Annotated in this window: 12 protein-coding genes and 1 tRNA gene; 1 reads left to right on the top strand and 12 read right to left on the bottom strand. The window is 67.2% G+C overall.

The genetic code is table 11. The features are described 5' to 3' along the window. Window positions 1–2 precede the first annotated feature (2 nt). The 6 genes from GXY15_13910 to GXY15_13885 form a co-directional block, all read right to left on the bottom strand. Window positions 3–1,691 carry a hypothetical protein gene (locus tag GXY15_13910; GenBank protein ID NLV42302.1) on the bottom strand — a complete coding sequence of 563 codons (1,689 nt, stop codon included), beginning with the start codon at window positions 1,689–1,691 and terminating at the stop codon, window positions 3–5. Window positions 1,692–1,715: 24 nt separating this feature from the next. After that, window positions 1,716–2,360 (bottom strand): DUF1080 domain-containing protein, encoded by a 645-nt coding sequence (locus GXY15_13905; GenBank protein NLV42301.1) that lies wholly within the window; start codon window positions 2,358–2,360, stop codon window positions 1,716–1,718. Window positions 2,361–2,965: 605 nt separating this feature from the next. Beyond that, window positions 2,966–3,964, bottom strand: coding sequence for a DUF1624 domain-containing protein (locus GXY15_13900; protein ID NLV42300.1), 999 nt, complete (start codon window positions 3,962–3,964; stop codon window positions 2,966–2,968). Then, the gene (locus tag GXY15_13895) at window positions 3,964–4,962 is read right to left on the bottom strand and encodes a tetratricopeptide repeat protein (GenBank protein NLV42299.1); all 999 of its coding nucleotides are present in this window, start codon (window positions 4,960–4,962) and stop codon (window positions 3,964–3,966) included. Before GXY15_13895 ends, GXY15_13900 begins: the two co-directional genes overlap by 1 nt. Further along, on the bottom strand, window positions 4,943–6,598 hold the full coding sequence (gene hflX, locus GXY15_13890) for a GTPase HflX (GenBank protein NLV42298.1): 1,656 nt from the start codon (window positions 6,596–6,598) through the stop codon (window positions 4,943–4,945). Before hflX ends, GXY15_13895 begins: the two co-directional genes overlap by 20 nt. A gap of 95 nt (window positions 6,599–6,693) precedes the next feature. Continuing rightward, window positions 6,694–7,674 (bottom strand): sugar phosphate isomerase/epimerase, encoded by a 981-nt coding sequence (locus tag GXY15_13885; GenBank protein NLV42297.1) that lies wholly within the window; start codon window positions 7,672–7,674, stop codon window positions 6,694–6,696. Between the two features lie 676 nt (window positions 7,675–8,350). Between GXY15_13885 and GXY15_13880 the strand changes: the two genes are divergently transcribed. Beyond that, on the top strand, window positions 8,351–9,238 hold the full coding sequence (locus tag GXY15_13880) for a hypothetical protein (protein NLV42296.1): 888 nt from the start codon (window positions 8,351–8,353) through the stop codon (window positions 9,236–9,238). An 83-nt stretch (window positions 9,239–9,321) separates the two neighbouring features. Here the strand turns inward: GXY15_13880 and GXY15_13875 are convergent, their stop codons facing one another. From GXY15_13875 to tuf, 6 genes are all read right to left on the bottom strand, one after another. Next, window positions 9,322–10,032 (bottom strand): 50S ribosomal protein L1, encoded by a 711-nt coding sequence (locus tag GXY15_13875; protein NLV42295.1) that lies wholly within the window; start codon window positions 10,030–10,032, stop codon window positions 9,322–9,324. Window positions 10,033–10,154: 122 nt separating this feature from the next. After that, window positions 10,155–10,589, bottom strand: a complete 435-nt coding sequence (gene rplK, locus GXY15_13870; protein NLV42294.1) for a 50S ribosomal protein L11 — start codon at window positions 10,587–10,589, stop codon at window positions 10,155–10,157. A gap of 19 nt (window positions 10,590–10,608) precedes the next feature. Next, on the bottom strand, window positions 10,609–11,151 hold the full coding sequence (gene nusG / locus GXY15_13865) for a transcription termination/antitermination factor NusG (GenBank protein NLV42293.1): 543 nt from the start codon (window positions 11,149–11,151) through the stop codon (window positions 10,609–10,611). A gap of 105 nt (window positions 11,152–11,256) precedes the next feature. Then, complete coding sequence (secE, locus tag GXY15_13860; GenBank protein ID NLV42292.1) at window positions 11,257–11,490, bottom strand: preprotein translocase subunit SecE; 234 nt, start codon at window positions 11,488–11,490, stop codon at window positions 11,257–11,259. A 40-nt stretch (window positions 11,491–11,530) separates the two neighbouring features. Next, window positions 11,531–11,606, bottom strand: a tRNA-Trp gene (locus tag GXY15_13855). Between the two features lie 58 nt (window positions 11,607–11,664). Then, window positions 11,665–11,897: elongation factor Tu (tuf, locus tag GXY15_13850; GenBank protein ID NLV42291.1), on the bottom strand; the 233-nt coding region annotated here is incomplete at its 5' end.

Genomic DNA, 11,897 nt, shown 5'->3' with positions numbered 1-11,897 from the left:
GCCTAGTTGCCGTACCGCTGAAGCGCCTTCGGCACGAACCACTCGCGCTCGTCCATCCCGAAAGGATACCCCCGTATGCCCTGGATGCGCTTGTCCACGGCCATCAGGTTCTTCGGGGCGAGCATGAACAGGTACGGCTGCTCCTCGCTCAGTATTTCCTGGAAGCGGTGGTACATCCGGATGCGCCCCTCCCTGTCAAAGGTGGTCCGCGCGTCCTCGATGAGCTTGTCCGCCTCGGGGTTCACGAACCCCACGTAGTTCGACCCCTTGTCGGCCTGCGAGGAGTGCCACAGCTGGTAGGGGTCCGGGTCCGGCGTCATCTGCCACCGCATGATGACGGAGTCAAACTCCCGCTTGTCCACGCGGTCGAGCATGGAGGCCCACTCCATGGGCCGGATGACCAGGTCCACCCCCACCCGCGCCAGCTCCTCCTTGTAGATGGTGAGGATTTTTTCGGCCGTGGGGCTCTGGTTGGCAAGGAGCGTCTCAAACCGGAGCGGCACCCCGTCCTTGTCCAGAACGGCGTCGTTGTCCGTGTCTTTCCAGCCCGCCTCCGCCAGCAGGGCGGCCGCGCCCGCGGGGTCGAAGGGAACCGGCGGGATGGCGTCGTTGAACTCGCGCATCCCGGGCATGAAGCCGGCGTCAATGAGGGTTCCCAGGCCCTCGTAAATGCGGGTGAGGATCGTCTGGCGGTCCATCAGCATCGCCAGGGCGCGGCGGACCCGCTTGTCGCTGAGCTGGGGCTTGCGCTGGTTCCAGCCGATGTAGTTGTACGAGGGGAGGTTGGTGGCGAAGCGGTTGAACTTCTCCCGGAAGCGCGGCGTGTTGGCGCGCCGCGTCCAGTCCTCGGCGGGAATCGGGGTCATCACGTCCAGATCGCCCCGGGCGAGCAGCTGGAAGGCCGCGTTCCGGTCCGTGACGATGGCGTAGCGTATCTTGTCAACGTGCGGCCGCCCGTTGAGGGGCGTTCCCCAGTACCGGGGGTTTCGGGCGAGGACAACCTCCTGCCCCGTCGTCCACTGCTCCAGGACGTACATGCCCGACCCCACCGGCGCGCGGTTGGCGGGGTGGTTGTTGAAGTCGCCGACGCCATAGATGTGCTTGGGGATGATGAACGTGAGGCCGATGACCACCGGGTGCATGAAATACCGCTTTGCGCAGGTGAACCGGACCGTCAGGGGGGCCAGCACCTCCACCAACGTGATGTCCTGGACGTAGTTGCGCAGGTGGGGCGCGTCCACGGCGGGGTCCATGATGCGGTCAAAGGTGAACTTGACGTCCTCCGCCGTCAGCGGGACCCCGTCGGAGAAGACCACGCCCTCCCGGAGATGGAAGGTGTACACCAGATGGTCGGGAGACGCCTCCCACGACTCCGCGAGGGACGGGATGAGCTCGAGGGTGGTCGGGTCACGGTCAAGGAGCTGGTCGAAAACATAGGGGAGGATCATGGTGAGGGAGTAGCCGTCCGTGCTGGTGACCGGGTTCAGGTGGGGCGTCTCGGCCTCCATCCACATCGCCAGCCAGTCGCCCTGTTCGGGCGGGGCGTCGGGCATGTACTCCGTCAAGCCGGGGTCCACCGGCGTGCTCGCCTCCTCCCCCCCGGCGGGGCCGGGGCCCGAGCATCCGGCGCAGCAAAGGACAAGGGCCGGCACCAGCAGCGCGGCCGCGCCCGTCAGTCGTCGTGGATTCATGAACCTCTCCTCGCGTGGGTTGGGCTACTCGGCCTTCTTCAGCGGGGTCAGCTGGATGTTCCGGAACTGGATGGGCGTGCCCTCGCTCTGGAAGCCGATATAGCCCGACGAGACGGTGCAGCCCGTGGCCCTGTTCTGCAGGGTGCCGTTGATGTGCAGCTCGATGGTGTCGCCGCTGCAGACCACCCGGTAGTCGTTCCATTCGCCCAGGGGACGCTCGGTGGAGGGCTTCATCTTCGGCGTGCGCCGGTCGTCCTTGTTCTTGTGCTCGTTGAACGTCGTGCCGCCGATGACCCAGATGTCCGCGGCGTCCCCGCTGTGGAGCTGGCCCTCGATGGACTTCGGCCACACCTCGTCCTTGTCCTGGATGTGCAGCAGCACGCCGCTGTTCCCGCCCTCCCCCGGCCACCGCCACTGGAAGGTCAGCTCATAGTCCGAATGCTTCTGCTCCGTGCGGAAATACCCCGCCGGATCGCCCGTGCAGTGGATGACGCCATCCTTCACGGACCAGGTCGTCGCCGGGTCCTTCGACGCGTCGGGAAGGAACAGCTTCAGCCCCGTGAAGTCCTTGCCGTTAAAGACGACCGGCGCCGGGGCGTCCGCCGCGAGCGCCGCCAGCCCGGCCAGGGAAAACACCGCGCAAAGGGAGACACACAACACTTTTTTCATGGTCAGGCTCCTTTTCGCTCCAGGGGGTGCCGTCCGGTCCGGAACATACCGCACCGGGGGTTTTCCATGATAACACACCGCCGGACGGTTCATTCCTCAGAGCTGCGGGAAACGGCACCGCCAAGGACCGCCGGGACGGTGGCCTATTCACTGCCCGGAGTGTTGGAAGCATTACTCACATGGATGGACAGGATAGACAGGATTGGACAAGAAAATCCTGTGCGTCCTGTTTATCCATGTAAATTCCTCCAAACGGCGATGAGCGAAAGAGCAAAGACAAGGCCGCCGGGACGGCGGCGGTACGGAACACCCCCCGCATGCCCGCCCCCGTAGCGCCAGCGTCCCGCTGGCCTTGTCTTCCGTTCCAGCCGCCGGTCCGGCGCGAAGCCCGAAGACAAGGCCGCCGGGACGGCGGCGGTACGGAACAGCCCCCGCATGCCCGCCCCCGTACCGTCAGCATCTCGCTGGCCTTGTCGTTCGTTCCGACCGCCGGTTGGCGCGAAGCCCCAAGACAAGGCCGCCGGGACGGCGGCGGTACGGAGCTGTCCCGCTCGCCCGCCCCCGTACCGCCAGCGTCTCGCTGGCCTTGTCTTCTGCCCGCCGCGTCAGAGGCGCAGGAGAAGGCCGCGCTGGTCGAGGGTGCGGGCGACGGCGTAGGCGACGGCGACCATGGCGGCGTAGGCGGTCATGGCGGTGGCGGGGGTGGGGTCGCCGAAGGTGCCGGTGACGAGGCGGCTGAGGCCGACGCAGGCGCCGAGGACGGCGTAGGTGACGAGGGGGTTGCGCCCGAGGGGCGAGAGGAGCGGCGCGCGACCACCGCGGTGGTCGCAGAACCAGTAGAAGAGGTCGTAGGTGAGGAAGGCTACGCCGCCGGTGAAGAGCGGGTACGGGAAGGTCATGCCGTAGCGGGTGAAGGGCCAGGCGGGCTTGAGGTCACCCCAGGGGAGGGAGAAGAGCACCCCGAGAACGACAAGTCCCCATCCCCACAGCTGGAAGTCCGCCATGAGCCGCGGGCCGGACCGGGCGGCCCGCATGTCCCACGCCACGGTGCCGAGGAGCATGACCATGCCCCAGGTCAGCGCGGCCAGCGGCCCGCCGTTGAGGCACACGGGGGAGGTCATCACCCAGTCGCCATAGCCCGTGCCCAGGAAGAGCGCCTGGTGGACGGCCGCGAAGACAACGACCGCCGCAAGCCGCGCCGCCACGCCCCGGTGGATGACGGGCAGAAGCAGAATGCCCGCGAGGCCGATGTGCGTGAGGGCGTCCCAGGTGTGGCCCCAGTAGACGGGCACGCCGACGGCGAAGATGAGCGCGTGGCGGCGCACGGCCCACCAACGCGCGGGGCCCGGGCCGGCGGCCGCGGCGCGGCGCAGGAAGGAGCCCCGGTAGGACATGCCCGCGAGGAAGACGAACAGGGGCGCAATGGTCTCGGCCAGGGTCATGCCGGTGCGGTGGTGCGTGAGCAGGGAGGGCATGAAGGCGAAATGCCCCATGAAGTTGCCGAGAAGCATCATGACGATGGCGAAGCCGCGGCACTGGTCCATGGAAAGCGCGCGGGCCTCCGGCGGCAGCCGCAGGGACGCGCGTTCCGGACCGGTCTCCATCAGCGGGGGGCGGCCTTCAACTGGGAGAGGACCTTTTCCACGTTGGGCTGGTCCGCCTTGGCGGCCAGGGACTTCTCGTAGACCTGGCGGGCCTGGTCGGTGCTGCCGGTCTGGAGCAGGATGGCGCCGAGGAAGTTGAGCGTGTCCACGTCCTGGGGATTCTGGTCCGTGGCGCGGCGGGCGGCCAGGGCGGCGTCGGGCAGGCGTCCGGCGCGGTAGAGGAGTCTGGCGTAGGCGGCGTTCAGGGCGGGCTCGTCGGCAAAGGTCCCGCGGGCGGTCTCGAAGTCGTACAGCGCCTTCTTGAGCAGGACCCGGGTCTCAATGTCATGCGGCTGGGCGGCCTGGCCCAGTTTGTCCAGCGCGGCGGAGGCCTCGGCGATCTTCCCCTCCCGCGCGTCGAGCACGGCGAGGCCGATGACCGCACGGATGAGGTCCGGCTGCGCCTTGAGGGCCCCGGCATAGGCCTGGCGCGCGCCGTCGTAGAGCCCCTCGCGGTGGCGCAAGTGTCCGAGCCAGTACCAGGCGTCCGCCGCCTTCGCCCCCGACAAACCGCCGTCGAGCGCGGCTTGCAGGGCGTCATAGGCCCGCTGCGCGCCGTAGTCCCCCGACTGCGCCCAGTTGCGCCCGGCGGCGGCATGGTGTGCGGCGGCGTTTCCGGCGTCCACCCCGGCCATGCGCTCCCAGGTTTCGGCGGCGAGGTCGAAGTATCCGGCAACCTCCAGCACCCCGGCGTATTCACTGAGCAGCGCGGGGTCGGCGCTTTTGTCGGCGCCCGCGGCGCGGTAGAGGTCGAGCGCGTCAAGCAGCAGCGCCCGGTCGGGGGCCTTGGCGGAGGGGGCCAGCATCGCCGCCGGGCTGGCCGCCGTCCTGGCGAGGGCCTGGTACTCCTCCACCTTTGCGCGGGCATCTTCCAGCGGGTCCGCCCAGCCCCCGGCGCAGGCCAACAGCGCCGCCGCGAAGAGGGCCGCCCCCGCCGCGCTATTCTTCCGTGGTCTCATGTGTGTGTTCCCACGCCGCCGGGGCGGCGTCGCGCCAGAGCGCCGTTTCCATGCGTTCAAGCAAGAGCGTAAAGGAATTGCGGTCGAGGGCACAAGTGGCGACCCCGTCGAACCGGGCCACCAGCCCCGCCAGAGTGTCCGGATCGGCCAGGTCGGCCTTGTTCAGAACGTTGACCATGGGCTTGGTGTCCAGCTCCAGGTCGCGCAGGGTGGAGAGGACGGTGTCGCGCCGGGCCTCCAGGTCCGCGCAGGAGGCGTCCATGACGTGCAGGAGCAGGTCGGCGTCCCGGATTTCCTCGAAGGTGGTGCGGAACGCCGCGAGGAGGGTAGCGGGAAGCTGGCGGATGAAGCCGACGGTGTCGGTGATGATGACCTCGCGCTCGCGGGGGAAGCGCAGGCGGCGGGACACGGGGTTGAGCGTGGCGAACAGGAAGTCCTTGGCGACGACCTCGCTGCCCGTGAGCTGGTTCAGCAGGGTGGACTTCCCGGCGTTGGTGTAGCCCACGACGGCGACGGTGGGCACGGCGCGGCGGACCCGCACCTGGCGGCGCAGCACCCGCCTGCCCCCGAGGAGGGACACCTCTTTTTCGAGGCGGGAAAGCCGGTCGCGGGCGCGGCGGCGGTCCACCTCGAGCCGGGTCTCGCCGGGGCCGCGTCCGCCAATGCCGCCGGTGAGCCGGGACAGCGCCGTCTGGCGCAGGTTGAGGAGGGGCATGAGGTAGCGCATCTGCGCCAGCTCCACCTGGAGCCGCCCCTCGCGGGTGACGGCGTGGCGGGCAAAGATGTCGAGGATGAGCTGGGTGCGGTCGAGAATCTTGAGGTCCGTGTATTCGGACAGCGCCTTGACCTGCGAGGGGCTGAGGTTCATGTCGAACACGAGGAGGTCGGCCCCCTTCTGCAGCGCCTGGATGAGCACGGCGCGCAGCTTGCCGCGTCCGAGCACGTGTTTGGGGTCCGGGGCGCGGCGCTGGATGACCGTGTGCACCGGGTCCACCCCGGCGCTCCGGGCCAGTTCGGCCAGTTCCCGCACCGAGTCCTCCACCTCCGTGGGGGTGTTTTCGGACACGTGCAGGAGCAGCGCCCGGCTCTCCACCCCGGCGGCCAGCGCGCGGGACCGGGTCCGGTCGAACTCCTCCTCCAGCGCGCCGATGAAGGACTGCCAGTCTTCAGGGAGCGCGTGGACGGACTCGGGCGGCAGCACGCGCCAGGGGGTCCCGCCCGCGTTGTCCGGCAGGAGATGCGCGCGGTGGACCGCTCCGGGGAGGCCGCCGGCCTCCACGACGACCGCGGCGACCAGGTCCAGCCGGCGCAGCGCGAGCTGGGTGAGGTCCTCCTCGTCCAGCGGCTCGTCGCGCAGGTGGGTGTGGATGAGGCGCAGGCCGCAGAGGCGGTCATACCCGCGCCGGGGCACGTCCGGCAGGGGCACGGAATGGGCGTCGCCCACCGTCACCGCCGCCACCCGGCCCCGGCGGTCCAGCAGCACGCCGCACTGGCGGCCCGTTTCGGCGGAGAACTCCGTCAGCGAGCGGGCCAGCTCCGGGGTGACCAGCGCATCGGGGGGCACGGAACGCCGCTCAAGGCGCTCCAGAAAACGCAGCTGCGAGGCCTTAAGTCCGATGACATTGCCTTTGGGCAGAACGCGGCTCCTTTCCAAGAGGAAACGCCGGTTCCGCGCGGCGGGCGCGAAACCGGCGTGTGTTCACTGAGGCTGCATGACGGGCGGACCGCCCCCTATCCCTGGAGCATGACCCGGCGGATGATGCGCTGGCTCTCGGTGGCGTCGAGAGTCTTCTGGGCCTTGCGGAGCTCGGCCACGTCCAGCTTTTCGAGCTTCTTCCAGAGGATGGACAGGTTGCCCATGGCAATCTGGAGGGCGTGGGTCGGCTCGATCCGTTGCGGCGCGATGTCAATCGTCACGAAGCCCTTGTACTTCGCCACGCGCAGGTAGAAGAGCGCCTCCAGCGTCTCCCACAGGTGAAGGCTGCCGGGGGCCATGCCGTCGTCGTTGAGGGCGTACCCGTCGCTGAAATAGACCTGGAACAGCTTGCTCGCCCGGGAGAGGAACGCGATGGACTCGGCGGGGTTCTCGCCGGCCATGAGGGAGTGGGAGAAGTCCATCCCGACGCCGACGTTCTTCATGGCGATTTCCTGGCACATGGACAGCGCCTTGCCCACCGAGGAGACGGTGAGGTGGCGGCGCGGCTCGCGCGGCTTGTAGGCGACGGCCACGTTCACGTCCGGCGCGGCGTACTTGGCGATCGTCTTGATGGACGAGATCACCGTGTTCCAGTGGGTGGTATAGTCAATGTGGAACGGGTAGTCGAAGCCGTCGGTGTTCAGCCGGAGCGTGACTTCCGTGGTGCCCAGCGCCCGCGCCAGGTCCACCGCCTTGCGGCCCTCGTCAATGGCCGCGTTGCGGGTCTTCTGGTGCTGGTGGCCGAATCCGGACAGGGCGAAGCGCCGGGAATGGCACAGGTTCATGGCCACGCAGGAGCACACCAGCCCATGCTCTTTGAGCAGGCGGCGCATTTCCTTGGCCGGCAGTTCAGGCGTGATGTCCGTCTGGCGGACTTCCACCCCTTTCACGCCCTTGAGCTTGGCGATGGTCGCCAGCACGTCCACGGTGCGGGGCAGGTCCCGGTAGCCGTCCGCGCAATAACGGTCGGAGGCGGTGGAAAAAACCCACAATCCCGTTGCAAGTCTAAGTGTCATAACCGTTTGCTCCTTTCTAATCCAACCCCCGGCACAACGCCGCCGCGCACTGATTCCCCACTTTAACGCACGCCACCCCGTTCAAAAGAGGGTTCTCTGGGGACCGGGGTCACACTTCCCGCACTGCACGGCTTGACGAACGAAGCCGCATCGGGGCATAGTGTACACGATAGTCCGTTCAATGTCAATAGGTTACGTCGAAAATACAACAAGTGCGAATACGAATAAATCCCAGCCTTTCCGCCGCCAAGGAACGGGGTTTGCCGGATTACGTCCTTTGCGCGGATTCTTTCAGTCATGTATCCGTTTCTTCCAAAAAACGTTCCCAAAACAGCAAAAAGGGACCTCTTTTTGGGGACAACCCCGTCTGCATGCTCGTTGGACTCCATTCCGGCGCAATTTGTTTCCCATTCCGCACGCCAGCGGACCCCAAACCGGTCCAAGGCTGCCGGGCAGACAGGAATGTCCGCCTCACAGCGAATGAGGCAGGCATCCCTCTCTGCCCGCCCTTCTTCCGTTCAATGGCTTCCCGCCCCTCCGGGGAGGTAGACTGTTGGGCGACCGGACGCGGCCGGGGTGCCGCGCGGAACGGAAAGGGACCATGACGATGAACATGCGCGCATCGCAGCACACGACGCACCCGAAACGCATCCTGGGGGCCGTTTGCGCGGCCTTCATGGGGCTGGCGGCAATGGCGGGGGGATGGGCGGCGGACAGCGCGTCCGCCGCCGGGGTCACGGCGGAGGCCGCAGACGGCGGGGTGCGGGTATCGGTGGCGGGAAACCTGTTCACCATCTACAAGACCGCCGTTTCCCAGAAGTACCCCTATTTTTTCCCTGTGAACGGTCCACTCAGCGGGAAGACGGTGACCACGGAGACCTCCGAGCCGTATCCACACCACCATTCCCTGTTTTTCGGGTGTGACCAGGTGAACGGGGGGAACTACTGGCAGGAGGGGCTGGATCGGGGGCAGATTGTGAGCGAGGGGGTGGAAATCCTCCAGAAACGGGGCGAAAAGGTGGTTTTCCTCGACCGGTGCCGGTGGGTGCGGCCGGGAAAGGACCCGGTGATCCGGGACGAGCGGACAATCACCGTGTCGGCCCCGTCGGACACGGTCCGCCAGATTGACTTCGACATCGTGATGACCCCGCAGGAGGATGTCCGGATCGGGCAAACCAACCATTCGCTGTTCTCGGCGCGCATGGTGCCGGAACTGAGCGTGAAGCAGGGAGGTGCCCTGGTCAACGCGGCGGGGGACCAAAACGAGAAGGGCACCTTCGGGAAGGCCGCGTCCTGGGCCGACTACAGCGGCACCCGCGATGGGAAAACGGAGGGGCTGGCCATCCTCCAGCACCCGGAAAACCCGTGGCATCCGGCGCCGTGGTTCACCCGGGACTACGGGTTCTTCTCCCCCACCCCCATGTTCTGGCCGGAAAACGGCGAATACACGGACCTCCCGAAGGGAAAGCCGGTGCGCCTTCGCTACCGCGTGCTCGTGCACGCGGGGGGCGCGGAGGAGGCGGACATCGCCCCGGCGTATGGGGCGTACCTCGGGGAGAAGTGACGGACGGCGGGGGTCCGTCCGCAGAAAAGGAAACGCGCCAGCCCCGACCGTGAGGGTCCGGGGCTGGCGCGAAAAAAACGGGATCAGCGGGTCTTGGTGGCGACGGCGGCGACGGGGTCCATCTTGAACCCCGGGCCCATGGTGCTGCTCATGCAGACGACCTTGAGGTAGGTGCCCTTGCAGGCCGCGGGCTTCGCCTTCACAATGGCCTCGATCACGGACGCGGCGTTCTGCTCCAGCTGCTCGGGGGAGAAACTGGCCTTGCCGACGGGCACGTGGATGTTCGCGTTCTTGTCCACGCGGTACTCGATTTTACCCGCCTTGATTTCGCGGACGGCCTGCCCCACGTTGGGGGTGACAGTGCCCGCCTTGGGGCTGGGCATGAGGCCGCGGGGGCCGAGGATTTTGCCGAGCTTGCCGACGTGGCGCATCATGTCGGGGGCGGCGACGGCGGCGTCAAAGTCCGTCCATCCGCCGAGAATCTTGCTGGCGAGGTCTTCGGAGCCGACGAAGTCGGCGCCGGCCTCCTGGGCCGCCTTCACCTGCTCCTCCTGCTCGCAGAACACGACGACGCGGACGGTCTTGCCGGTGCCGTGGGGCAGGGCGACGGAGCCGCGGACCATCTGGTCGGCGTGGCGGGGGTCCACCCCCAGGAGGAATCCGAGCTCGACGGTCTCGTCGAACTTCGCGTTGGCGCACTCCTTCACGAGGGCCACCGCCTCGCCAAGGGCGTAGTACCTCCCAAACTCAACTTTCTTGCTGTTGGCGGTGCAGCGCTTGCTTGCCTTTGCCATCTCATGTTCTCCCGTGGTGCATGCGGGCCGTTTCGGGCCCTCCCACTTTTCGGCGTCCGGGGACGCCCTTCACTGGAGCGCTGCGCCCCAAGGCGCGGCGCGACAAACCGTGTGCGCGGGGCTCAGCCCTCGACCAGGATGCCCATGCTGCGGGCGGTGCCGCGGACCATGCTCTTGGCCGCGTCCAGGGTGGCCGCGTTGAGGTCGGGCATCTTCAGCCTGGCGATCTCCTCTACCTGCGCGTCCGTCACCGTGCCCACCTTCTCCTTGTTGGGCTTGCCGGAGGCCTTGGCGAGCTTGGCGGCGCGCTTGAGGAGGACGGGGGCGGGCGGGGTCTTCGTGATGAAGGTGAAGCTGCGGTCGTCGAAGACGGTGATGACGACCGGGATCACGAGGCCCGACTGCTCCTTGGTGCGCTCGTTAAACTGCTTGCAGAACTCCATGATGTTGACGCCGTGCTGTCCCAGCGCGGGGCCCACGGGGGGCGCGGGGTTCGCGGCGCCGGCGGGGCACTGGAGCTTCACATAGGCCTTTATCTGTTTCTTTTTGGGCGGCATGGGAACGACACTCCGTTTTTCAGATCTGCTCGACCTGCCAGATTTCAACTTCCACGCTGGTCAGGCGTTCGAATATTTCCACCAGCACCTTGAGGGTGCCGCGGTCCACGTTGATCTCGTCCACTTTCCCGAGGAAATTGGCGAAGGGGCCCTCGGTGATGCGCACGCGGGAGCCGACCTCGAAGTCCACCTTCGGCTTGGGCCGCTCGCGCTCGCCGCGGACCATCTCGATGATGGCCTCCACCTCCGCGTCCTCAAGGGGCACGGGGACGGTGCGCGATCCGATGAACCCGGTGACGCCGGGCGTCTCCTTGATGAGCATCCAGAGTTCCGGGTTCTTTTCCGGGTGCTCGGGAAGCTGCACCAGGACGTAGCCCGGGAAAAACTTGTGGCGGGAGACTTTCTTCTCGCCGCCGCGGGTCTCCTTGACGATCTCGATGGGCACAAAGACGTTCGAGACGAGGTCCTTGTTCTCAAGGTTGATCCGCTTGCTCAGCAGCATGTTGCGGACCGTGCCCTCCTGGCCGGAATGGGTGTGCAGGGCGTACCAGCGGCGCGGGATGTTGTCGTCCGGGACAGGGAACAGGTTCAGCCCGTCCGGAAGGTCGGGCGTCGCCTCCATGCCGGCGACTTCTTGATGGCGCTTTTCCGTCACTTGCGGAACCCCTTAGCCGGCCAGCCTGAGCAGGCCCATAATGAAACCGCCGAGCACGGTGTCGTAGACAAACACAATCACGGCCATGACCACGATCAAAAAGAGGGTCACCTTGGTCGAGGCCTTCAGGTCGTCCCGCGAGGGCCAGGTGACCTTCCGGAGTTCGGACATGACATCCTCGTAGAAGGACCGGACCCTGGTGAACAGGCCGGGCTTCTCGTCGTTCATCGCCAGCTGCTTGGCCATATTTCCTGCTTCCATTTACGCGCCGGGCGCGCTGAAAAACTGGCAGGGGTGGAGGGACTCGAACCCCCAACCTTCGGCTTTGGAGGCCGCTGCACTAGCCATTGTGCTACACCCCTGCGGGGGTCGGAAACCGCGCCCCCTGTTGGGCGGGGGCGCGGCCCGGATTGTACTGTGTTATTCGAAAATCTTGGTGACGACGCCGGCGCCGACGGTGCGGCCGCCCTCGCGGATGGCGAAGCGAAGCTCCTCCACCATGGCGATCGGCGTGATCAGCTCCGCCGTGATCCGGATGTTGTCCCCCGGCATCACCATCTCCACGCCCTCGGGAAGGTCCATCGCCCCCGTCACGTCCGTCGTCCGGAAGTAGAACTGCGGGCGGTACCCCGTGAAGAACGGCGTGTGCCGGC

The organism is Candidatus Hydrogenedentota bacterium (assembly GCA_012730045.1).
Lineage (GTDB): Bacteria > Hydrogenedentota > Hydrogenedentia > Hydrogenedentales > CAITNO01 > JAAYBR01.
The sequence above is the reverse complement of the archived record's forward strand: the minus strand, read 5'-3'. Positions and strand labels throughout refer to the sequence as shown.